Source organism: Microbulbifer rhizosphaerae (assembly GCF_014191725.1).
Lineage (GTDB): Bacteria > Pseudomonadota > Gammaproteobacteria > Pseudomonadales > Cellvibrionaceae > Microbulbifer > Microbulbifer rhizosphaerae.
Window position 1 is genome coordinate 50,352 of sequence record NZ_JACHWZ010000010.1, and the last position, 23,165, is coordinate 73,516.

At 59.9% G+C, this 23,165-nt stretch carries 21 protein-coding genes; 8 read left to right on the top strand and 13 right to left on the bottom strand.

Annotation, left to right across the window (positions count from 1 at the left end; all coding sequences use genetic code 11):
* Positions 1–111: 111 nt before the first annotated feature.
* The 5 genes from FHS09_RS11545 to FHS09_RS11565 all read right to left on the bottom strand — a co-directional run bounded on the left by FHS09_RS11545 (position 112) and on the right by FHS09_RS11565 (position 5,184).
* Positions 112–1,395 carry a serine hydrolase gene (locus FHS09_RS11545; protein ID WP_183460008.1) on the bottom strand — a complete coding sequence of 428 codons (1,284 nt, stop codon included), beginning with the start codon at positions 1,393–1,395 and terminating at the stop codon, positions 112–114.
* A gap of 269 nt (positions 1,396–1,664) precedes the next feature.
* Positions 1,665–2,180, bottom strand: coding sequence for an alpha/beta fold hydrolase (locus tag FHS09_RS22560; RefSeq protein ID WP_246394935.1), 516 nt, complete (start codon positions 2,178–2,180; stop codon positions 1,665–1,667).
* Between the two features lie 296 nt (positions 2,181–2,476).
* Complete coding sequence (locus FHS09_RS11555) at positions 2,477–4,219, bottom strand: ankyrin repeat domain-containing protein (RefSeq protein ID WP_183460010.1); 1,743 nt, start codon at positions 4,217–4,219, stop codon at positions 2,477–2,479.
* A 15-nt stretch (positions 4,220–4,234) separates the two neighbouring features.
* Positions 4,235–4,612, bottom strand: a complete 378-nt coding sequence (locus FHS09_RS11560; RefSeq protein WP_183460012.1) for a BlaI/MecI/CopY family transcriptional regulator — start codon at positions 4,610–4,612, stop codon at positions 4,235–4,237.
* Positions 4,613–5,061: 449 nt separating this feature from the next.
* Positions 5,062–5,184: a S41 family peptidase gene (locus FHS09_RS11565; RefSeq protein ID WP_183460014.1), complete on the bottom strand. Its 123-nt coding sequence runs from the start codon at positions 5,182–5,184 to the stop codon at positions 5,062–5,064.
* Between the two features lie 157 nt (positions 5,185–5,341).
* Here FHS09_RS11565 and FHS09_RS11570 point away from each other — a divergent pair, with 157 nt between their 5' ends.
* Positions 5,342–6,520, top strand: coding sequence for an RsmD family RNA methyltransferase (locus tag FHS09_RS11570; RefSeq protein WP_183460016.1), 1,179 nt, complete (start codon positions 5,342–5,344; stop codon positions 6,518–6,520).
* A gap of 131 nt (positions 6,521–6,651) precedes the next feature.
* Here FHS09_RS11570 and FHS09_RS11575 read toward each other — a convergent pair whose 3' ends face one another.
* Positions 6,652–8,814: a TonB-dependent receptor family protein gene (locus FHS09_RS11575; protein ID WP_183460018.1), complete on the bottom strand. Its 2,163-nt coding sequence runs from the start codon at positions 8,812–8,814 to the stop codon at positions 6,652–6,654.
* 443 nt (positions 8,815–9,257) lie between these two features.
* Entirely contained in the window at positions 9,258–9,902 is a 645-nt protein-coding gene (locus FHS09_RS11580; protein ID WP_183460020.1) for a DUF2239 family protein, read from the bottom strand.
* A 149-nt stretch (positions 9,903–10,051) separates the two neighbouring features.
* On the opposite strand from FHS09_RS11580, the gene FHS09_RS11585 reads away from it, so the two are divergent.
* Both FHS09_RS11585 and FHS09_RS11590 read left to right on the top strand, forming a co-directional pair.
* The gene (locus tag FHS09_RS11585; RefSeq protein ID WP_183460022.1) at positions 10,052–10,489 is read left to right on the top strand and encodes a GNAT family N-acetyltransferase; all 438 of its coding nucleotides are present in this window, start codon (positions 10,052–10,054) and stop codon (positions 10,487–10,489) included.
* Positions 10,490–10,606: 117 nt separating this feature from the next.
* Positions 10,607–11,287, top strand: coding sequence for a phosphoadenosine phosphosulfate reductase domain-containing protein (locus FHS09_RS11590; protein WP_183460024.1), 681 nt, complete (start codon positions 10,607–10,609; stop codon positions 11,285–11,287).
* A 76-nt stretch (positions 11,288–11,363) separates the two neighbouring features.
* Here the strand turns inward: FHS09_RS11590 and FHS09_RS11595 are convergent, their stop codons facing one another.
* From FHS09_RS11595 to dnaA, 6 genes are all read right to left on the bottom strand, one after another.
* Complete coding sequence (locus tag FHS09_RS11595) at positions 11,364–11,963, bottom strand: helix-turn-helix domain-containing protein (protein WP_183460026.1); 600 nt, start codon at positions 11,961–11,963, stop codon at positions 11,364–11,366.
* On the bottom strand, positions 11,947–12,207 hold the full coding sequence (locus tag FHS09_RS11600; RefSeq protein ID WP_183460045.1) for a hypothetical protein: 261 nt from the start codon (positions 12,205–12,207) through the stop codon (positions 11,947–11,949). The genes FHS09_RS11595 and FHS09_RS11600 overlap by 17 nt, the downstream gene beginning before the upstream one ends.
* Before the next feature lie 165 nt (positions 12,208–12,372).
* Positions 12,373–14,793 (bottom strand): DNA topoisomerase (ATP-hydrolyzing) subunit B, encoded by a 2,421-nt coding sequence (gyrB, locus tag FHS09_RS11605; protein WP_183460048.1) that lies wholly within the window; start codon positions 14,791–14,793, stop codon positions 12,373–12,375.
* Positions 14,794–15,921, bottom strand: coding sequence for a DNA replication/repair protein RecF (gene recF, locus FHS09_RS11610; RefSeq protein ID WP_183460050.1), 1,128 nt, complete (start codon positions 15,919–15,921; stop codon positions 14,794–14,796).
* A gap of 122 nt (positions 15,922–16,043) precedes the next feature.
* Complete coding sequence (gene dnaN / locus FHS09_RS11615; RefSeq protein ID WP_183460052.1) at positions 16,044–17,150, bottom strand: DNA polymerase III subunit beta; 1,107 nt, start codon at positions 17,148–17,150, stop codon at positions 16,044–16,046.
* A 34-nt stretch (positions 17,151–17,184) separates the two neighbouring features.
* A complete protein-coding gene (gene dnaA, locus FHS09_RS11620; RefSeq protein WP_183460054.1) occupies positions 17,185–18,687 on the bottom strand; it encodes a chromosomal replication initiator protein DnaA in 1,503 nt (500 codons plus the stop codon).
* A 487-nt stretch (positions 18,688–19,174) separates the two neighbouring features.
* On the opposite strand from dnaA, the gene rpmH reads away from it, so the two are divergent.
* From rpmH to mnmE, 5 genes are all read left to right on the top strand, one after another.
* The gene (gene rpmH / locus FHS09_RS11625; RefSeq protein ID WP_020413885.1) at positions 19,175–19,309 is read left to right on the top strand and encodes a 50S ribosomal protein L34; all 135 of its coding nucleotides are present in this window, start codon (positions 19,175–19,177) and stop codon (positions 19,307–19,309) included.
* Positions 19,310–19,337: 28 nt separating this feature from the next.
* Entirely contained in the window at positions 19,338–19,763 is a 426-nt protein-coding gene (rnpA, locus tag FHS09_RS11630; protein ID WP_183460056.1) for a ribonuclease P protein component, read from the top strand.
* Entirely contained in the window at positions 19,760–19,993 is a 234-nt protein-coding gene (gene yidD, locus FHS09_RS11635; protein ID WP_183460058.1) for a membrane protein insertion efficiency factor YidD, read from the top strand. The genes rnpA and yidD overlap by 4 nt, the downstream gene beginning before the upstream one ends.
* Positions 19,994–20,002: 9 nt before the next feature.
* Positions 20,003–21,661 (top strand): membrane protein insertase YidC, encoded by a 1,659-nt coding sequence (yidC, locus tag FHS09_RS11640; RefSeq protein ID WP_183460060.1) that lies wholly within the window; start codon positions 20,003–20,005, stop codon positions 21,659–21,661.
* 78 nt (positions 21,662–21,739) lie between these two features.
* Complete coding sequence (gene mnmE, locus FHS09_RS11645) at positions 21,740–23,116, top strand: tRNA uridine-5-carboxymethylaminomethyl(34) synthesis GTPase MnmE (protein WP_183460062.1); 1,377 nt, start codon at positions 21,740–21,742, stop codon at positions 23,114–23,116.
* Positions 23,117–23,165 lie beyond the last annotated feature (49 nt).

Genomic DNA, 23,165 nt, shown 5'->3' on the forward strand with positions numbered 1-23,165 from the left:
GCAGGCGAATATCAAGCGGTTAATTCAGAGCTCGGTACAAACGGGGCGTCGCTTCACCGCGGTCGCTGCAAAGATCTCGGAGAGGAAGATTGCATGAAGAGAGCACCTGTTCTATCCCTGATAGCAGTTGCTGGCAGTTCGATTCTGAATAAACGCCCGGGCAATTTCCAGTGACACGCTGCCGAAGTCCCAGAACACATCCGTCTTGCGGTTGATATTGACCGCCACCGCCATCCGATAGTCCGGCAGCAGCATCAGATAACTTTGTCCACCGCGGGATACACCGCCGTGGTTGGCATAGCGAACCGTGCCAGCTTCCAACACTTCCATTTCGTGAATACGCCAGCCCAACGCGTAGTTCTGTGAATTGACACTGCCATCCGGCAACCGCTGTGGGGTCCAGAAGGTCTCCCTGGTTTTCGCGGAGAGGTATTCGTCGTCCAGATAGCGCATACCCAGCTTAACCAAATCGGACGAAGTCGAAGCGAAGCCACCGCCCGGCAACCGATGGCTGAGGTCTACCCGGCGCCACTCGCGCACGCGGTGCTCCGCACCGGGTTTGTCGTTACTTTTGTAGGGAGTGGCGATATGGTTTTTGTAGTCCCCTCCCAGGGGGGCTGGAATGGTGGCACTCATTCCACTGGGCACAAACACCTCCTTCTGCATCAGCTCGAGATAGGGTCTTTGTGCCACGCTCGCCATCACCGCACCGAGCAGCACAGTGTGAAAACTGGTGTAGTGGAAGCGGGTCCCCGGCTGGTACAAAAGCGGACTGCCATCAAAAACATCCAGCGCTTCCACCATACTGTCGTAGTGATCCCGCAGTGCCAGAGTGTGGTAGAGCCCCATCCAATCGCGATTCTCTTTGTAATCCGGCAGGCCAGCCATATGCGAGGCCAGCTGACGCGGCGTAATATCCGCCCACTGCGGGTTCGGCAGCGGATTCAGGTAGTTGGAAATAGGTGCGTCGAGATCAATGCGCCCGGTCTCCACCAGCCGCGCCAGTCCGGTCCCGGTGAGCGCCTTTGACGTACTGCCGATTCGAAAGCGGGTTTTCGGCGTCGCCGGCGTTCCCGATTCGATATCGGACCAGCCTGCGGCACCCGCCCACAACAGTTTGCCACAGGCGGAGACAGCGGCGGAGATTGCCGGAGACGCGATCTTTTCGCGGTGTTTTTCGATAACATCCAGTGACAGGGTTCCGGCAACCGCGTAGGCTGGATCGTAGAGTTCCTGAACCGAGGGATTGTCCCGCGGCAACTCCAGCCATCCGAACGGCGACAGCGGCAGCGATCCCTTGTTATAAGCGAAGAACTGGTAAGCGGGCCACAGAAGCCAGCCTAAAAATATCGCCAGAGACACAGTTACCAGCAGAATCCTGTTTCTTTTTATCACGACAATTTCCTTTTAATTTTTACGGCTCTGAATAAGTAGCCTTTCGTCATTCCGGCGAAGGCCGGAATCCAGTAGCCCCAATGAGTCCCAGGAGCTGGTTCCCGGCCTTCGCCGGGATGACGGCTTGTTCAGGCCTTCCCAAATTCTCCACCGGGAAGTTTTGTTCTCACCCATACTCCCCTCTGAATGCGTGTGCATATGCCGGCAGTATCAAACGGTTTCTTCATTGTTCCGGGATTTTCCTGCCGCTGCCGACCGATTTTCACTCATTAATCGGTGCGAGCGGGAAGCTTGACTGTCTGATCCAGTCCTTCGGCACTGGAGATAACTACTCTTTCTACCCTGTCCTCCATTTCCTTTAACGCCGCCAGGGCCAAGTGGCTGCCGTAGGATGTGCCCCACAGTACGATTTTCTTTGCGCCGAGGTGTCGGCGCAGGGCGTCCAGGTCGCGGGTATTTTCGACGGTATTGTAGCCGGCGAGATCAACGCCGCTTTCCCGCCAGAAGGCCAGGCACTCCCGCAGTGCGTCGCGGTGATATTCGATATAGCGGCGGTCGGACAAAGGAATTGTGGGTGGGATGACCTGCCTGGACCGGCATTCCGGCAGAACATCGGAAGCGCCTGTGCCCCGCTGGTCCAGAGCGATAACATCGCCATACTCGCGCAGGGGCCATAAACATGTCGAAGCGGTAGTTGACCGCCATAATCCCCGAGCCACCGGGGCCGCCGGCCAGATAGACAATTGGCGGCCCGGGTTGCTCGCCGGTTGCGGGGAATCGGACATATTTGATAGGTATCAGGCGACTGTGTTTGTTGTGCCGGTTTTCCGGCACTTCAAGGGAACTCGGTAGCCATCTACTTCCTGTTTGCTCCAGGTTTCAAACGTAAATTTCTCTTCGCCTTTGAGCGGTGCGGAAAGCGCCGGCGAGTGCCCGCACAGAGAGACGACAAATGCGGAAACATAGGAGGACAATCGGGTCTTTATTGTTTGCATTTTTGATTGCGTCTCTGGTTAGTTTAGTGGGCGTTCCTTGCCGAAAAAACGATGAGCTATGCGCCTGTTTTTCCCCTGGATGACTTTTATTTTGTCGCGCCCATCGCAACTAAATACTCACGTACCTGTGCATTGCGCGCCCTGTTGAGCGGCGTTCTGAATTCATTGTCGTTGGCCATAACGCCCAGGTTTACGTCGGCTCCGCTCTCCACCAGGAACCTGACCATTTTCAGATGGCCGTGATGGGAGGCGTTGATCAGAGGCGTTTCATCGGTCGGAACCACACCATTGATGTCCGCGCCCTTCTCATAGAGACGCTTGGCAATTTCCAGGTTGCCGGTCATGGCTGCGGCAATCATCGGGCTGCCGTCCCGCTCTGCGGCCTGATTGACATCGGCACCCCATTCGATCAGCTGCTCCGCCAGGGCGTCGTGACCGGATCGAATGGCGGCAATCAGCGGGGTGCCGTCTCTCGGTACTACTGCGTCCAGGTCGGCGCCCCGTTGGTGGAACAGTTTGGCCAGTTGCATGCGGTTGTGCCATGCGGCTGCGATCATCGGGTTGCCATCACCTGCGGACGATAAATTCACGTCCGCGCCGACGTCGATCAGCAGCTCCGCAATCTCGCGTCTGTTATGGCGGACCGCTTCTATCAGGGCTGTACCCTCCCCCGGCACCGGCGTATTGATATCGAGGCCGCTGTTCAGCATTTCCGTCAGCGCCTGCAGGTCGTTTCTGCGGATGACTTCCATCAGCCGCTCGCCCTCGGCACGCGACAGAGCTTCACCCTTAATGGAAATCAGGTCGATCCGGGGCGCATACTCGCGTGCGGCGCCCAGGCTGGCGATGGCAAATACGGCGCAAGCAGTCGCGGTGGTCAGAAGCTTCGGTGTTTTTGCGGTTTTAAGCGTTAGCACGGCGTTTATCCTCTCATTCAGGTCCTTCTTCTTACTGAAAAGCCCCATGGCCACCAGGTTCTGTCGCCGGGTGATCATCAGCTCGGCACAGTCGAGCAGGGATTGCGCATACCGCTTGCCGCTCTCCAATGCGCGCGCCGCCCGCATATCACAGGCCAGCTCCCTGGAAATATGGATCTTTCGATTGATCAGTCGCATCACCGGGCTCCACCAGAAGACGATGGCAGCCAACTCCTGCAAGGTGCCCACCCAGAGATCCCGCCGCTGGATATGGGCCCACTCGTGCAGGATGATGGGCGCCAGCCGCTCGGTATCGAATCGCTCGACAAAATTTTTGGGCAGCAGGATTACCGGCTCTAATAAGCCTGCAGCCATCGGCGCCCTGGCGCTCGCAGATACGAGCAGCGGGCAGGGGACCAGAGGTTTCCCGCAATCTCTGTAAGGCACCGCGGATCTGATTAACCGGCGCGTGCGGCGGATCGATCGCACAACACCGACCAAACGCCAGGCGCTGCCCAGCAGCCAGATCAGCAGGAAAGTGTACAGACCAGTGCTCGCCTCACTCACCCAAAGCGCGGGAAGCTGCCACTGGAATTTATCGCCAGCGGCAGAGGCGCGCGGCGCAGTTTCGGGGGGCGCGGCACTGACGTTGTCCACCGGTAGCGCCTGCACCGCCATGTTTGTCCACACAGCCTTTGCGGCGCGCTCGGCCGCCGTCGGCTCCGCGCTCAATACCAGCGACGCAAAGGGAACCAACAGGCAGATGGCGAAGGCGGTGGTCCAAAGCCAGCTCTGCAGTTCCGCGCTCGGTCGCAACACCCGGGTGGCGGCGGCCAGCAGCAGTATCAGGCTGCTCCCGACCAGAAGGTGGTGCAGGGTAAAGGTTGTGAACAGTGTCAGTTCAAAAAGCATGGAGTTGCCCGCCGTTCAGTCCGTTTCGTCGATTTTCCTCTGCAGGGCCTCGAGATCCTTCAGGTCGATATCCGTTTCCCGGATCAGGTGCTGTGCCAGCAGTTCGGGCGAACTGCCGAAGAAGCGGTTCAGCAGGCTTTTCAGCGCGCTCTGGCGGGCCTCGGTGCGGCTTATTCGGGCGCGGTAGATAAAGGCGCGCCCCTCTTTGCGGTAATCGGCATAGCCTTTCTCCGCCAGAATTTTGCACATGGTCTGTACGGTGGTGTAAGCGGCAGGCTTGTCCGCCGGAAGTGCCTGGGCGATATCCTTTACGGAGGATTCGCCCCGCTCCCACAGTATTTCCATAATGCCCTGCTCACCGTCGGTGAGCTGATCGGATTTTTTTCTGGCCATAAAGCAATCTACTAATTCATTAGTTTTTTCAACTTTAGAAGCGTGACCCCCAGCTGTCAACTAATTAATTAGTTTTTTAGAGAATACAGCCCGCCCAAGTTAACTGGGGATAAGATCGGTGAGTGATTTGCCGTATGCTAACGCAGAAATCTTCAGGTGCCGGCTACTAATGGGCTCCTCCGGGATTCCTGCTGGCTATATCAGCCAAAACCCATGCCAGGGGCTTGTCTATTCCCCTGCGGTAGCTCTCCCAGTCGATTTCTATCGGCACGTCCGGCTGGACGCCCTCAGAATAGTTATCCTGGAATCTGTAGTTGCGCTTGGAGTAGGTGATAGTCCAACCGGAGTTGGGCAAGGAGAAACTGTCCATATCCTGATAGCCCACCGGGTTGCCCCCGGTCGGTTCCCCCACCAGTCTGGCATTGAGTATCTGCCGGTACTGGGCGGCGTTACTCGGCCAGCCCCAGACCGACGAAGAAGCCGCCGCCGCCGTTGTCGCGGAGGTCGATAATCAGGTTCCTGATACCCTGGTCATCCAGATAGTCCTTTACGTCTTCGGCAAAATCCTCCATATCCGAAATGACAAGGTGGTAGCAAAAACTGCCTTATGCTAACCCGCTTCCCTCTTGCTGTTGGCCGCCGACTCGCTGCCCCCTTGCAAAGCATTTCGCGGCGACCAACAATTGCGCCCCTCGCCGGCGCTGCCGGCAGCAAACCGGAGCCCCGAGCGTGCAACAGCAACTGATCCTGAAATCCGGCGCCGACCGGCGCCTCAAACGCGGTCGCCTGTGGATCTACAGCAATGAGGTGGACACCAGCCGCTCTCCCCTGAAAGGCATCGAACCCGGCAGCCAATGCCAGGTGCTCGACAGCCGCGGCAAAGCGCTCGGTACCGCTTTCGTCAATTCCGGCCAGCTGATCTGTGCCCGGCTGGTGTCACGGGACGGCCCGTTGGAAGGCGAACTGCTGCGCCAGCGGTTGCACTCGGCACTCGGGATGCGCCAGCGCTATTTCCCCCACCCCAGCTATCGCCTGGTGTACGGGGACTCCGACTGGCTGCCCGGGTTGGTGGTGGACCGCTTCGGCGACTACTTGGTGGTGCAGGTGAGCAACTGGGGCATGGAGCGGCTGCAGGAACAGGTGATCGGGATGCTGATCGAACTGGTTCAGCCGAAGGGCGTACTGCTACGCAACGATCACCAGGGACGCGCCATGGAGGAGATGCCGCTGGTGAATGAAGTGGTCTTCGGCGAAGTTCCGGAAATGGTGCCCTTCGAGGAAAACGGCGTGCCGCTGCTGGCGCCGGTGCATGCGGGCCAGAAGACCGGCTGGTTCTACGACCACCGGGACAACCGCGCGCGGCTGAACCAGTGGGTGAAAGGAAGGAAGGTTTTGGATCTGTTTTCCTATGCCGGTGGCTGGGGGGTACAGGCGCTAGCCCACGGTGCGGAACAGGTCACCTGTGTCGATGCTTCCGAGCAGGCGCTTGACTGGTGCCGAGCCAACGCCGAGCACAACAATCTCGCCGACAGATTGCAGACCGTGCGCGGCAAAGCGGTGGAGGTGTTGAAGGCCATGGCCGCCGACGGGGAAAAGTTCGACATTGTGGTACTGGACCCGCCGGCTTTTATCAAAAGGCGCAAGGACCAAAAGGCGGGCGCCGCCGCCTACCGCCATATCAACGAATTGGCCATTGGTCTGCTGGCGAAAGACGGCCTGTTGGTAAGCGCTTCCTGCTCCATGCACCTCTCCTCCGATGAGCTGCTGGATATTGTGCGCGGCGCGGCGCACAAGTTGCGCCGGCCGGCGGCTTTGCTGAGCAGCTGTGGTCAGGGGGCGGATCACCCGGTGCACCCGGCGATTCTGGAGACGCGCTACCTGAAGGCGCATTTTGTGCACTTGGGTTGATAGCCTGTAGGAACGATCGGATTTCAGAGAATCGGGAAAGATCGATCGCGGCCAACGGCCGCTCCTACAGGGGAAATAGAAAAGCCGCGGGGTTCGCCCGCGGCTTTTTCGGTTGCCGGTAGCAGTCTGGATCAGAAGACGAACTTCATACCCAGGGTCGCAGTGCGCGGGCGGTTGGCGCGGGCGCCGTCCGGACCGCGGTTGACGATGGCCTGCTCGTCGAACAGGTTGTCCACCTTCAGGTAAGTGGTCAGATCTTCGCTGAAATCGTAGTGGGCGGCGGCGTCCAGTACCCACAGGGATTCGGTGTGGTCGAACCGGTCGGTACCGCCGCGATTGCACGCGTTATTGACACACATCTCGTCTTGGTAGGCGGCAGTCAGATTGACACGCCAGGCAGCTCCACTGTCCAGGCCGGCGGAAAGGGCGAAGACGTTTTCCGGCAAGTGAGCCAGGTTGTCGCCAGCGAGCAGGTCGCCGTCGTCGCTATCCTTGGTGATTTCCGCATCCGTGTAGGTATAGCTGACGCGCAATGGTATGGCCCATCCATTGGCGAGGCCCCAATCGCTGCCAATAGCAGCCTCTACACCCTTGATCTCCGCCTCACCCAACTGGTAGCTGCCGCTGTCGGCGTCGTTCGGGCACGGTACCGCGATGGAGCAGTTTTGTATGGTGTTTTCGTAGTCGCTGAAGAAAGCGATCATCTCACCGCGCAGACTGCCGTTGTTGAAACGGGCACCCCATTCGTAGTTGGTGGAGAGTTCCGCGCCCACTCCGTCGTCGGAACCGGCACCGGGAGGGGCGAAGCCGCGATGCACGCCGGCCAGCAGGCTCCACTGGTCATTTAAGTCGTACACCAGCCCCAAGCCCGGCAGCCACTCGTCCAGTTGATTGGATTTGCTGCTGCCTTTCTCGTTGCGCTCCGGGTCGTTGTAGCGCTGCTGCTCGGTTTCGATGTCTTCGTAGCGCAGGACCGCGGTCAGGGTCAGCTTGTCCGCCAGCTGGATTTCATCGTAGGCAAAGAACGAAGTGGCGCTGGCTTCTTCAACCCGGTTGTTGCTGGAGCTCGGCAGACTGATGTCCTGAAAGACCAGTTCGCCATTGGTCTGGCGGAAGTTTTCCGACGGCTGGAAGCGATCCACCTCGTCCCAGTGGCGACGCAGGCCAAAGGTCAGGTCGTGATCCAGACCGCCGGTCTGCAGCTGCCAGTTGGCGCTCACTTGCAGGCCGCGGGATTCATATTTCCGGTTGTTGTGCTTGATACCGAATTCGGTATCCAACCCCCCGTCAAGTTGGGCCTGTGCCTCGGCGTCGCCTCCGTTGGCCAGATCGATCAGGCCGCCGAGGCTGGTCTTGAACCAGTCGCGCTTGAACTTGTTGTAGTAGGCCTGGGTATGCAGGGAGAAGCTGTCACTCAGGGCGATGCTGTGGTTCAGCTGCACACCGCTGTGGCGGTTTTGCATTTCATCCAGGGCGCTGATGCCGTAGCGACGGTTGGGGTCTTTTTTGAAGTCCGCGTCGGTAAGGCCCAGGTAGCTCATGCCGGACTCTTCTTCCGAATACTGCACCTTGATATCCAACTGCTGTTGGTAACTGGCGTCCGGCGCGGAGCGCAGTCTGCCCTTGAGCAGATAGTCCTCTTTGGCGATATCGGCGCTGTCGGCGCGGTCGATTTCACGGAAACCATCCGCGTACTGCTGGTGGGTTTCCAGCAGCCAACCGGTGGTGTCGGTGCTCGCCCCGTAGTAGCTGTGCAGGCGGCTTTCGCCGTATTCACCGGCTTCCAGCTGCACCATGCCCGCGGCGTCCCCGGGGATCGGTGTGCTCAGCATGTTGACCGCGCCGCCTACGGTAAAGGGACCGTATTGCAATGTGGCCGGGCCCTTGAGCACTTCCACGGTGTTGAGCCGGCCGGCGGTGGGAAAGTAATAGGCGGAGGGGGCTGCGTAGGGAGCCGGAGCGATCAGCACTCCGTCTTCCATCAGTGAGATTTTTCCGGAGCGACCGCTGCCGGAACCGCGAATACCCAGGTTCGGGCGCAGGCCGTAGCCATCTTCCTCCAGCAGGTACAGGCCGGGAACCTCGCGCACCATTCGGTTGATATCCACAAACTCGAATCGCTCCAGGTCTGCCGCATCGATCAGGTGCGCCGAACCCGGGAGGCTGGAGATGGCTTCTGTGTCGCCAATTACCGAGACAGTCTCCAGGTGGGTGTTACGCTCATTGGCCAGGACCGGGGTCGCAACGGCAGCCGCCAGGGCAAGAGAGAGGGGCGACAGGGAAAAACGCTTCATGTGGTCTCCGCAGATTATCTTTTAGGTTTATCTAATCAATCTTAATAATGAGAATGATTGTATTTTACCATCAAACGATTTTTCCGCATTACGAAACTTTACATTTTTGTGACTGCTGCTGGGCAATGCGTACGAGCGTCAGGACTCAATGTAGCCATTAAGTTAAGGGGCGGTAGGGGTGATTTTTGCAGGATGGTACAAAGCGTAGCGCCACCGGAACCCGGAAGATGGGCACGTCGCTGCGCTCCGTTAACTCGCGCCATCCAGGGCGCTCGCCCGCTTCGCAGCGCCTGCGGCGTCCAGATCGGCAATCCTGCCGACTTGTGCCTGTCCTACAGGGAGAAGAGACTTATCTTAGCGCTGTATGTGCAAGTAGTTACTTACTTCCCTGGCCGCCAATGTCGTGGACCTGGAGCGACTGAATGGTTGTGGCTGCCGACATATCAATCTGCAGCAGATGCGCCTTCCGCCTCTCCTCCACGCGTCGCCGTGCGCGCGTTGGTGAAGGCAACTTCGGCCAGCTTCTCTGCGTGACTGCGAATATCTTCAGGCCAGGATGCCATCTCGCTGCGAAATATGGTCTCCTCCGCGGCAAACAGGGCCCGCGCTGCCTCTTCGAATCCCGGCAGGTCGCCGGCCATGGCGGACATAAATCGATAGGTGGACTCACGGGCATGGCGGACTCTGTCCCGATGGCTGTTGTCGCGCCTGGCGTCTTCCACCAGTTTGCGCAGCGCCACCGATGCACCGCCGGGCTGGCTGGCCAGCCATTCCCAGTGGCGCGGCAGCAATGTGACTTCGCGGGCCACCACCCCGAGTTTGGGCCGGCCGCGTTTGCGTCGTGGCGTTTGGCCGTCTCCGGGCGCTTCTGGTGTTGGCGGAGTCAGGCGCCGCAGAACCTCATCCCTGCCTCCGCGGAAGTCCACTTCGACAATCCTGCTGTCAGTGTTGTCGAAGATCAGCACATCGGATAGCTGTTCCCCCGCCACCGATTTCACAACCTCGGCAGCCACTGCCGACAGCCTGCCGGAGGCTATGCGGCACTCCTTCAGAAAGGCAGTGACCTCTGTTTCTGTCGTTTCGTTCATGGCGCCGGCTCCTGGTTGAGTTTTGCTATATATATATATACCCGGATTAAATTAATTTGTCAATATTACCCGGGTATAAATATGCGGTTAGTCGTCGACGCCAGCACAGGTTAGGATTTGGAGTAAGTAGTTACTTGCGGTAGATAACCATGATTCGAGCGGTTTGTGGCGATGATTGGGACGTATTGGAACAACTGTGGCTGAAGGTGGTATGCGATGCGCATCCTTCGGTGCCCCGCAGCTACTGGGAAGGTCAGTCGGACTACTTCCGAGAGTCCTGCCTGCAGGGGAAAACCGCCTGGGTCTACCAGGACAGCGAATCCCGGGAAATAACCGGGTTCGTTGCCCTGGGCGGAGACGATCAACTGGCGACGCTGTTTGTCGCCCCATGGGCTCGGGACAGGGGCGCCGGCAGCGCGCTGATGGCCCACGCCAAACAGGGGCGAGCCCTGCTGTGGGTGGTGGTGCTGGAGGAGAACCTGCTGGCGCGCTACTTCTGCCAAAAGCACCACTTTGTGGAGGTGGACCGGGAAGCCTGCGGGGAGACGGGGCAGAACCGGCTGTTGATGGAGTTCCGCTGCGAATAGAGTTCCGTGGTTTTTATATAACCAAAACTTTAGTGATCACTCTTTTTTATTGTTTCTAAATGGACTTGGCGGCCAGTAGTATGCAGCTTCAAATTCCACAATCGAAGCTTGAGCCAGATGGGACTAAACGCCAGCAGTAGTGCCGCCCTCGCCCAACCGGGGCCCACCTTTCACCACGGAGCCGACCTGGATGCCCTCAACCGGCGCTTCCACGATGCCAGGCCCAGTGAGATTATGCAGTTCACCGTTGAGCACGCGGAGAACCCGGTGGTATTCACCAATTTCCGCCCGCTGGCGGTGGCTTTCCTTCACTTGGTAACCCGGGCGAAACCGGATATCCCGGTGATCTGGGTGGACCACGGTTACAATACCCCGGAAACCTACCGCCATATTGAGCGCGTGGTAAAGGACCTCGGCCTGAACCTGTTCCCCTACTCCCCCAAGATGTCCGCGGCCCACTACAACGCGGTGTACGGCGGCATTCCGGCGCTGGATACGCCGGAGCACGATTTCTTCTCGCGCACCGTGAAGCTCGAACCCTTCAACCGCGCCATGGAAGAGCTGAAGCCGGATGTGTGGCTGAACGGTATTCGCCACGACCAGAACGCTCACCGCAAGAACCTGGATGTCTTCACCACCGGCAGCCACGGCACCATCCGCGTCGCCCCCATGTTCCACCTCAAGGAACTGGACGTGGAAGAGTACGTTTACGAGAACGACTTGCCGGACAATGATGTCTACTTCGACCCGACGAAGGGGGAGGAGCACAGGGAGTGCGGGCTGTTATTGGAGAAGTGATCTTCCTGCTCCTTGAATAGAAACGGCCGCTTCGAGCGGCCGTTTTCACTTTTGGCGAGGGGCGCAGCCCAACCAGCTAGTTGGCGTCAGGGCTGAGCTCGACAATGGCGCCCGAAAACTCCGCCCGCACGCCCAGGCGCTTGGCCAACTCGCTGAAGGCCTGATCCCAGGGTATCTCCCTCACTTCGATACTCACGGATTTACCGGCCACCAGATGACGCCCGCGGACCTCTAGCTGCCCATAGGCGGCAAAGAGATCTATCGCTTCGACGCCATCAACCTCATCCAGTACCAGGGTCACCGGCCGGTGTATCGACGCAGTTTCCCTCCCCAGCAACAGCGCAGAAAGCGATACGGCAGCAACAAGCACCGAAGCCAAGCCTGCCCGAGTAGCACGGCGCTGGCGCAGAGTTTTTTGCAGGTGCGCCCGGTAGGCGCCATTCCTCCGCAGCACCTCTCGGTCGAGCTGACGCAGCAGTCGGTGGGTTTTAACACCATAAGCGCTGCAGAGTTTCTGCAGCACTGTCACCGAGGGCGTGGCGGTATCATTCTCGACCTTGGACAGATACGACTGCTGAATACCAAGACTCCTTGCCACAGCGCTTTGACTCAACCTTTGTTCGAGTCGCGCCAACTTCATCGCCTCGCCTAGCTGCAATTTATTTTTTTGCGGCACCGTCGAACTTCCTCAGGGCTTTGTAGGCATCCACACAACTTACCTGCTCCAGCTGAATGCTGATACGCGCATCCGGGTGCTGTAAGTCGCGGGGCTTTGCTTGGCCGTCTTCGGCGCAGAAATTTTCAACTAGCGTCCAGACATCAATAAGGCGTTCATCTTCTATGCGCAAGTTCAGTAAATCACTTTTAGTACTGGCGCTTGTCGCTATGGCTGTTAGGAAAAGAATTGCTGCGTATTTCATTGAGTTCCCCTCGCGTTGTTTGTCCAAACTAAAAAGCGAGGAGGTGAAAGTACAGGGATATTTAGGAATAGTGGCGAGATTGCGACCTGAAACGACATCAAACAAAAAACGGCCGCGTCTACGGCCGTTTTTTGTTTGGCCCGCTTGCGGAGCTGGAGCTCCGCGCTACACGTCCAGGTTTTCCACCGCCAGGGCATTGCTCTCGATAAAGTCCCGGCGCGGCTCCACCTGGTCGCCCATCAAGGTGGTGAATATCTGGTCCGCGGCGATGGCGTCTTCCACCGTCACCTGCAGCATGCGGCGGCTCTCCGGATTCATGGTAGTTTCCCACAGCTGGTCGGGGTTCATTTCCCCCAGGCCTTTGTAGCGCTGGACGCCATAGCCGCGGCGGCTCTCGTTCATCAGCCAGTCCAGGGCCTCGGCGAAGCTGTCCACTTCCTGCCGCTTTTCACCACGCTGAATGTAAGCGCCCTCTTCCAGCAGGTCCTGTAGTTTTTCCCCCAGGGTACAGATGGCACGGTACTCAGCGGACTCGAAGAATTCGTGACTGACCGGGTAATCGCTGCCGACGCCGTGGGCGACGATATGGATATGGGGCAGGTAGAGGCCTCTCTCACTATCCTGGCGCACACTGACCTGGTGACGGCGCCCGCCGCCATTGCCCTCTTCCTCCAGCTTTTCCTGCAGCGCCCCACACCAGCCCTGCATTTTTTCCTCGGACTGCAGGTCTTCCGGCCGGATACTGGGCAGGTAGATCATGCTGCGCAGAACTTCTTCTGGATAGACCCGCGACAGCCTGTCGATAGTGGCGAGTACCGCGCGGTATTCACCCACAAGGTTTTCCAGGGATTCACCGGCGAGTGCCGGGGCATCCGGATTGACGAACAGGCTTGCGCCATCGAGGGCGGCATTGGTAAGGAACTGGGTCAGCGCCGCCTCATCTTTTAGGTATTGCTCCTGCTTGCCCTTGCTCACCTTGTACAGCGGCGGCTGGGCGATATAGATATGGCCGCGTTCGATCAACACAGGCATTTGGCGGAAGAAGAAGGTCAGCAGCAAGGTGCGGATATGCGCGCCATCCACGTCGGCGTCGGTCATGATAATGATGTAGTGGTAACGCAGTTTGTCCGGATCGAACTCACTCTTGCCGATACCGCAGCCGAGGGCGGTGATCAGGGTACCCACCTCGGCGCTGGACAACATCTTGTCGAAGCGCGCCTTCTCCACATTGAGGATCTTGCCCTTCAGCGGCAGTATCGCCTGGGTGCGGCGGTCGCGCCCCTGCTTGGCGGAGCCGCCGGCGGAGTCGCCCTCCACCAGGTAGAGTTCCGACAGCGCCGGGTCCTTCTGCTGGCAGTCCGCCAGCTTGCCGGGCAGGCCGGCGATATCCAGGGCGCCCTTGCGCCGCGTCATCTCCCGCGCCTTGCGTGCCGCCTCCCGGGCGCGGGCGGCATCGATCATCTTGCCCACCACAGACTTGGCCTCCTGGGGGTTCTCCAGCAGGTAATCGTTGAAGTGAACTCCCATCTCCTGCTCCACCGCCGACTTCACTTCAGAGGAAACCAGCTTGTCCTTGGTCTGGGAAGAGAATTTCGGGTCCGGCACCTTCACGGAAATGATCGCCGTGAGCCCCTCGCGGGCGTCGTCACCGGTAGTGCTCACCTTTTCCTTTTTGCCCAACCCTTCCCTCTCGATGTAGTTGTTGAGGCCCCGGGTCAGGGCGCCGCGGAAGCCCGCAAGGTGAGTGCCACCATCCCGCTGGGGGATATTGTTGGTATAGCAGTAGATGTTTTCCTGGAAACTGTCGTTCCACTGCAGCGCCACTTCCACCGCAGTACCGTCATCCCGCTGGCTCTGGAAGTGCAGCACCTTGTTGATCGGGGTCTTGTTCTGGTTCAGGAATTCCACAAAGGCCCTGAGGCCGCCTTCGTATTCGTAGACCTCTTCCTTACCGGAGCGCTCGTCTTTCAACACGATGCGTACACCGGAGTTGAGGAAGGAAAGTTCCCGCAGGCGCTTGGCCAACTGGTCGAAATGGAATTCGATATTGGTAAAGGTGTTCGAGGAGGGCTTGAAGTGCACTGTGGTGCCGGTGTTGTCCGAATCACCCACCACTGACAGTGGTGATTCCGGCACGCCGTGACGATAGACCTGTTCGTGAATCTTGCCCCCACGGCGGATGGTCAGCTTCAGCTCCTCTGACAGGGCGTTGACCACGGAGACCCCCACGCCGTGTAGCCCGCCGGACACCTTGTAGGTGTTGTCGTCGAATTTACCACCTGCGTGGAGCACGGTCATAATCACTTCCGCGGCGGACATCCCCTCTTCTTCGTGGATCTCCGTAGGAATCCCGCGGCCGTTGTCGGAGACGGTGATGGATTCATTCGGGTGAATGGTTACTCGAATTTCGTCGCAGTGCCCCGCCAAAGCCTCGTCTATGGAGTTATCTACCACCTCGAACACCATATGGTGTAGGCCGGTGCCATCATCGGTGTCGCCGATGTACATGCCCGGGCGCTTGCGCACCGCATCCAGGCCCTTTAGAACCTTGATACTGCTGGAGTCATAGCTTTGCTGCTCTGACATTTACTCGCTCCATTCAACTTTGCTTGCCGGCGGATGTTGCCTGGCACTTATTCGACCATGTTCCACGTGGAACACTGTCGGGCTATTCCAAGGGAAATCCAACTGCAGCCAGGGGCGGCTGGTGGTCTCCCATTCGATTCCGGTTACCAGTACCTGACTGGCGCAGCGGCTAACCCAGAGGGCAAAACGCTGCTGATTCTCCTCATCCAACTCCGATGGCAGGTCATCCACCAGGAAAACAGGCTTCTCGCGCCTCTGCTGTACCAACTCGGCCATTGCGGTACGCAGTGCACAGACCAGCATCTTCTGCTGGCCGCGAGACAGGATGTTATACGCCACCTCACCCTCCACAGCGAAGCGCAGGTCGGCGCGATGGGGCCCTATCCGGGTATGCCCTTGAGCGAGGTCCCCCTCCCGGGACTGCGCCAGTGCCTCCAACAACTGCGATTCCTTACGCCAGCCGCGGCGGTAGGACATATCCACCCCGGCCAAGGGAGACTCAGGGAGTTCACCGATCAACGCACCCAAATGAGAGCGCAGTTCCTCGAACACCTCTGCGCGCCATTGGTCCACAAAGCTGCCGCTATACGCCATGCGCTGCTCCCAAACCAACAGCTGATCGGTTGCAATTTTACCACGGCGCAACAGCGCATTTCGTTGGCGCAACGCAGTTTGATAACTTTTCCACTCATGGGCGTAGCGATGTTCCACGTGGAACACTGTCCAGTCCAGCAACCGGCGGCGTACACCGGGACCACCGTCAAGGGCCGAGAAACTGTCGCTATTGATAACCTGCAAAGGCAGGCAGCTCGCCAACTGGGAACTGGACTCCGCCGAGGCCTGATTGATCCTGATACGCCCGGTCCCATCCCGTCGGCGCTCCACCCCAAGGGTGAAACCATTATCCAACTGGCCGAAGACGGTGAGCTCCTCCTGATCACGCTGGATTACCGACTGGTGCTGGCGGGACCGAAAAGAGCGGCCGGTAGCCAACATATGCACCGCCTCGAGCAGGGAGGTCTTACCGCTGCCGTTGGCGCCGCAAAAAAGATTGGCACCGACACCGAGGGACAGGTCAGCACTGTCTATATTGCGAAAGTGGGACAGCAGCAGGCGGGTCAGCGACACAACTGTCGCCCCGAGAGAACACCCCAAAGAACGGGGGCGGGGGTGTGTGGATACCAAAATGCCACCATATCCTGGGATACAGTGGCTTGCTCAGGGAAATTTGCCAAGTCTTCTACAACTGCTCAGAGCCGCATAGGCATAATCACATAGACCGCATCGCCCTCTTCCGGCTGTTGCAGCAGCGCACTACTGTTGGCATCCGCCAGGCCGATGCGAATCTGTTCGCTGTGGATAGCGCCGGTCACGTCCAGCAAGTAGCCGACATTGAAACCGATCTCCAGCGGGTCCCCCACATAATCCACCACCAACTGCTCTTCCGCTTCCTCCTGCTCCGGGTTATTGGCCACTATCTGCAGCAACCCCTCGGAAATCTGCAGGCGCACACCGCGATACTTCTCGTTGGAGAGAATCGCAGCGCGGGAGAAGGCCTGGCGCAGGGCCTGGCGGTCCGCGTAAATCTCATTGCCGGCAGCCCGGGGCAGCACGCGTTCGTAGTCCGGGAATTTGCCGTCCACCAGCTTGGAGGTAAAGGTAAAGGGACCGCAGATCACCCGGATATGGTTGTTGCCCAGAACCACTTCCGCGCTTGCATCGGTATCCTCCAATAGCCGCCCCAGCTCCAACACCCCTTTGCGCGGTACTATCGCCTGGATTGGTGACTCCACATTCAGCCCGGGGGCGTCCCGGTCGCACAGCGCCAGGCGGTGGCCATCGGTGGCCACCGCGCGCAACTGCTGGGGACGACACTCCAGCAGCAGGCCGTTCAGGTAATAGCGCACATCCTGCTGGGCCATGGCGAAACCAGTGGCCTCGATCAGGCGGCGAATCTCCCGCTGGGAGATGGAGAAGCGGGTCTGCGCGCTGGTTTCCTCCTGGTTCGGAAAATCCGCCGCCGGCAAAGTGGACAGTTGGAACCGGCTGCGGCCACTGCGCAACACCAGGCGTTCGCCGTCGCGCTCGAACTTAAGTTCGGCGCCGTCCGGCAGGGAGCGGCAGATATCCAGCAGCTTGCGCGCCGGGACCGTCACTTCCCCTTCCATTTCCACCCCGTCCACCGGCAGGCGACCGACGATCTCCACTTCCAGGTCGGTACCGGTGAGAGAGAGCTCCTGCCCCTGCAGTTGCATCAGCACATTGGCGAGTACCGGCAGTGTCTGGCGCTTCTCCACTACGCCGGCCACCAGTTGTAGCGGTTTCAGCAGGCCGTCCCGGCTCACAGTAAATTTCATGGATAATTCCGCCTTGTCTTGTCGATTATTCGTTTTAAGTGGTCAGGGAGCGGGTCAGAAGTTTCACATCCTCGCGGATATCCCCGTCCGACTCCTGTAACTCGCGAATCTTGCGGCAGGCATGCAGCACCGTGGTGTGGTCGCGCCCACCAAAGGCATCGCCGATTTCCGGCAAACTGTGATTGGTGAGTTCCTTGGCCAGGGCCATGGCTACCTGGCGCGGGCGCGCCACCGAACGACTGCGCCGTTTGGACAACAGGTCCGCCACCTTTATTTTGTAGTACTCCGCCACCACCCGCTGGATATTGTCCACACTCACCAGGCGATCCTGCAGCGCCAGCAGGTCCTTGAGTGCCTCGCGCACCAGGATATCGTCGATGGCGCGGCCGGTGAACTGGGCATTGGCGATCACCCGGCGCAGCGCCCCTTCCAGCTCGCGCACGTTGGAGCGGATGCGCTGGGCAATAAAGAAGGCGGAGTCGTGGGGCAGGTCTGCCCCCACCTGCTCCGCCTTCTTCATTAATATGGCCACCCGCGTCTCCAGCTCTGGCGGCTCCACCGCCACCGTGAGCCCCCAACCGAATCGGGACTTGAGACGCTCCTCCAGACCATCGATCTCCTTGGGATAGCGGTCACAGGTGAGAATGATCTGCTGGCCGCCCTCCAGCAGGGCGTTGAAGGTGTGGAAAAACTCCTCCTGGGAGCGCTCCTTGCCAGCGAAGAACTGGATGTCGTCGATCAGCAGTGCATCCACCGAGCGATAGTAGCGCTTGAAATCGCTTATCGCATTCAACTGCAGCGCCTTGACCATGTCCGCAACGAAGCGCTCCGAATGCAGGTACACCACCTTGGCGTTGGGGTTCCGGTCCAGCAGCGCGTTGCCCACCGCGTGCATCAAGTGGGTCTTGCCCAGCCCCACGCCTCCGTAGATAAAAAGCGGGTTATAGGCACCGCCGGGATTGTCGGAAATCTGTTGCGCCGCCGCCAGACCTAACTGGTTGGATTTGCCCTCCACAAAGGAGGCGAAGGTGAAGTTCCGGTTGAGGGAGCTGCCGTGCTTGATGGCGCCCTCCACCTCCACCTTGCGGGTCGGCTCCGCGGTCCGCTGGCCGGGACGCAGGTCGGTCAGGGCCAGTTCGCCACTGCTGACCTGGTCCGCGGTGGCCTCTTCCGCCGCGATCTGTTTGGCCTGTGACACGCGGGACTGCTGGCTGTCTGACGGATAGCCACTCTCGATCCGCTGCGAGTTTTCCATCGCCGCACGGCTTCGCTGGAAGCGCGCCGGGCGCCGCTCGGTGATATCCAGCACCACTTGCAGCGGCTGGCCACCGGCAAACTGCTGAACCAACTCGCGAATCCGCTTCAGAAACTTGTCGCCCACCCAGTCCAGCACAAAACGGTTGGGAGCCAGAAGACGCAACTCACCGGCACCGGTGGCGGGGCTCACCCGCAGCGGCCTGATCCAAGTATTGAACTGCTGCGCTGGCAGTTCATCCTGTAAACAGGTGGCACACTGCTTCCACACGGATTCGGACAAGAAACCCCCCAGACCCCAAGAGCATTTTGTATAAAGAAGAGAGATAACGGCAAAACCGGCGAGAACCACCGTGCGAGGCCGTGAATAAGAGTGGGGCGAGTATACCTTTAGCCCGCCGGGTTATCCACAAGACAAAGCCCAAACCAGCAAAAATATCATGCTAAAAGTCCCTTACAATCAAGCACTTGCACAGTTTTTAAACAGTGAGACCGGCGACTTTACCTAAACTTATCCACAACAATCTGTGAATAACTTGGTATCAATCGGTGGGCAGGATCGGATACTGCCGCCAGGTCAACCACTTGCGCTGGCGACAGACAGAATCCCCCTCCGCAGCCGGTGCAGGGGAATCTTATTTCCCCGACCTGCGCGTTGCTTTCATAGGTCCCTTTCTATACAATCCGCCGCCTTCGCAGCGCATTGCTCCCCCCTCAGGGGCCGGCCGCGACCAAATTTCCAGGTAAAAAAAGTCTCAGGTAGCAAGACAATGAAACGTACTTTTCAACCCAGCAATCTGAAGCGCAAGCGCACCCACGGCTTCCGCGCCCGTATGGCAACCAAGAACGGCCGCAAGATTCTGGCCCGCCGTCGCGCCAAAGGCCGCAAAGTTCTGTCCGCATAAGTCCTGTCCCACCCGGGGCAGTTCCCCTATGCAACAGACGCGCGGCGACTTCGGATTTGCCAAGCCGCTGCGCCTGCTCGACGCGGCACAGTATCGCGCCGTCTTCAGCGATACCCGGGTGCGCGCCGCACACCCGAACCTACTGATTCTCGCCCGCCCCAACGATCTCGACCACCCGCGCCTGGGACTGGTGATCGCCAAGAAGCACGTCCGCAACGCCAGCGACCGCAACCGCATCAAACGCATCGTCCGCGAAACCTTCCGCCTGCGCCAGCACCAGCTTCCGCCGCTGGATGCCGTGGTCCTCGCGCGTACCGGCGCCGGCGAACTGGACCGGGCGGAACTGGCCGCGCTGCTCGACAAACTGTGGCGCAAGCTGGCCCAGAGGGCCCAGCAGCCACAAGGCGGCAACGGCAAGAGTGGGGGAAAGGACAGCGGGAGGAGGAAGGCGTGAACTGGCTGGCAATCAGGCTGATCCACGCCTATCGCTACCTGGCCAGTCCCTGGGTCGGCAACCAGTGCCGCTTCTACCCCAGTTGCTCGCATTATGCTGAAGAGGCATTAAAAACCCACGGATTCTTAAAGGGGGGTTATTTAAGCGTGCGGCGCCTTATAAAATGCCACCCCTGGCACCCCGGCGGTATGGACCCGGTTCCCCCCGCCCCACACACCACAGATCACTAGGCACTCGAGATGGATTGGCAACGCTACACGCTGCTGGGCGGCATCGCCGCAGTTGTACTGGCACTGATATTCCAGTGGAACGAATTCAAAGAGCAGCGCGCACCGGCGGTGGACCGGGAGACAGTCGTGCGCAGCGACACCCAGGTGCCGCCAAAACAGTCACCTGACAGCAGCGCCAGCGACGTGCCGCAACTGCAGCAAGACGGCGAGACCGCCCCGGCGGCGGCCGGAGAACGCCAGCTGATCCGGGTGGAGACCGACGTGTTCAGCCTGCTGATCGACCCTCGCGGCGGAGATATCGTCAAGGTTGCGCTGCGCAAGTTCTACGAGGAGCTGAACACCCCGGACCGCCCGTTTATCCTGCTCAACCAGACCCGCGATCACACCTATATCGCCCAGAGCGGCCTGATCGGCAAAAACGGCACCGACAGCGCCGCCGGACGACCGCTGTTCAGCAGCGCGGAAACGGATTACGCCTTGCGCGAGGGCGAGGACACCCTGGACGTCGACCTGACCCTGCAGCAGAACGGCGCCCGGATCACCAAGCGCTTCCGCTTCACCCGCGGCGATTATCTGGTTGAGGTTTCCTACCTGGTGGACAACTCTGGCGCCCAGCCCTGGGCCGCGGCCATGTTCGGACAGATCAAACGGGATAGCGCCGAACCGCCGGTGGACGTAGGCATCGGCATGGCCCCCTTCCTCGGCGCCGCCCTGCACACCGCGGAGGAGAACTACCAGAAACAGGATTTCGAGGAGATTGCCGAGAAGCCCATCCGCGAGACCATCGAGGGCGGCTGGGTGGCCATGGTCCAGCACTACTTTATCAGCGCCTGGGTTCCGCCCCAGGACGAGAACAATACCTTCGAGCTTCGCGAACTGCCCGGCGGCCTCTTCCGCATGGGCTTTACCTCGCCGCAGGTGCAGATTCCCGCCGGCGAACAGGGCGAACTCAGCGCCTCTTTCTACGCAGGTCCCAAGGATGTCTTCCGCCTGGAGGAGATCTCCCCCTACCTGGACCTCACCGTGGACTACGGCTGGCTCTGGTGGCTGGCCAAGCCCATGTTCCGGGTGCTCAACTTTATCCACGAGCATATCGTCGCCAACTGGGGCTGGTCGATCATCCTGCTCACGGTGTTTATCAAGGCCCTGCTCTACCCGCTGTCCGCCGCCGGCTTGAAGTCCATGGCGCGCATGCGCAAGTTCGCGCCGCAGATGAAGAAGCTGCAGGAGCAGTACAAGGACAACCGGCAGAAGCTGGCGGAGGAGACCATGAAGCTCTACCGCCGGGAGAAGATCAACCCCATGGGCGGCTGCCTGCCGATCCTGCTGCAGATGCCGGTGTTTATCGGCCTCTACTGGATGCTGATGGAAACCGTGGAGCTGCGCCACGCGCCCTGGATACTGTGGATCCACGACCTCTCGGTCAAGGACCCCTATTTTATTCTGCCGGTGATTATGGGCGCCACAATGTGGTTTATGCAGAAGCTGAACCCCCAGCCCACCGATCCGACCCAGGCGAGAATCATGCAGCTGATGCCGGTGATGATGACCTTCTTCTTCCTGTGGTTCCCCGCCGGGCTGGTGCTCTACTGGATCGCCAACAACCTGATCTCCATCGCCCAGACCTGGTATATCAACAAGCAGGTAGAGGCGGCTGGCAACGCTTAGTAACCTGTAGCGAGTTCATACCATCCAGGGGCCGCAAAAGCGGCCCCTGTGCATTTTCCGGTAGAGTAAACTTTGCCCATGCCAGAGCAAAACCTCCACAGAGACACCATCGCTGCCGTCGCCACCGCCCCGGGCCGCGGTGGTATCGGTGTGATCCGCCTCTCCGGCCCGCAAGCCCGGGAGTTCGCCCGCGCCATCTGTGGAGAAGGGGAGCTGCAGCCGCGCCGCGCGCACTATCGCAACTTCCACCACCGTGGGCAACTGATCGACCAGGGCATCGCCCTCTTCTTCCCCGGCCCCCACTCCTTTACCGGTGAGGACGTGGTAGAGCTGCAAGGCCACGGCGGTCCGGTGATTCTGGACCAACTGCTGCACGCAGCCATCGACTTGGGTGCCCGCCAGGCGAGGCCCGGTGAGTTTTCCGAGCGTGCTTTTCTCAACGACAAGATCGATCTGGCCCAGGCAGAGGCCATCGCCGACCTGATAGAGGCCGGCAGCGCCCAGGCGGCCCGCAATGCCATGCGCTCGCTGCAGGGCATATTTTCCGAAAAAATAGAAAGCTTAGTGGAAAATCTTACCCATTTGCGCATCTACGTCGAAGCGTCGATAGATTTTCCTGAAGAAGAAATCGATTTTCTCGCAGACGGCAAAGTCGCCGCGGATCTGGACGCCCTTTTGCACCAGTTGGCGCAGGTGGAGGCCGAGGCCCGCCGCGGCAGCGTGGTGCGCGAGGGTATGCGGGTGGCCATCGCCGGGCGCCCCAACGCCGGCAAGTCCAGCCTGCTCAATGCCCTGGCCGGCCGGGAGGCCGCCATCGTCACCGAACTCGCCGGCACCACCCGGGATATCCTGCGTGAATATATCGACATCGAAGGCATGCCCCTGCATATCGCCGACACCGCCGGCCTCCGGGACTCCCCCGACCGTGTGGAACAGATCGGCATAGCCCGCGCCTGGGAGGAGATACGGGGCGCGGACCGTGTGCTGCTGGTGGTGGACGCGGAGCGGGCCAACTCCCTGGACCCGGAGCAGGCCTGGCCGGAATTCACCGCGCAGCTGCCGGACCCGGAAAAACTCACCCTGGTGCTGAACAAGATCGACCTCACCGATTACACCGCGGGGTTGCTGGCGCATACAGACGGCGTTCCGGTAATCGCCATCAGCGCCAGAACCGGTGCAGGGCTGGAGTCACTGAGGGACCACCTGAAGCACTGTATGGGCTACAGCGGCGCCGCCGAGGGCAGCTTCAGCGCCCGCCGCCGCCATCTAGAAGCCCTGGCCGAGGCGCGGGCCTTTATCCAACAGGGCGCCGCACAGCTGCGCTCCGCCGGCGCCGGCGAACTGCTGGCGGAAGACCTGCGCCGGGCCCAGCAGGCCCTCGGAGAAATCACCGGCGCGGTGACCGCGGACGAGCTGCTCGGAAAAATCTTTGGCAGTTTCTGCATCGGCAAATAGCCCAGGGAGCCTTCCCTTCCCTATTTTTTTATCGGACTCGGCACCGGGT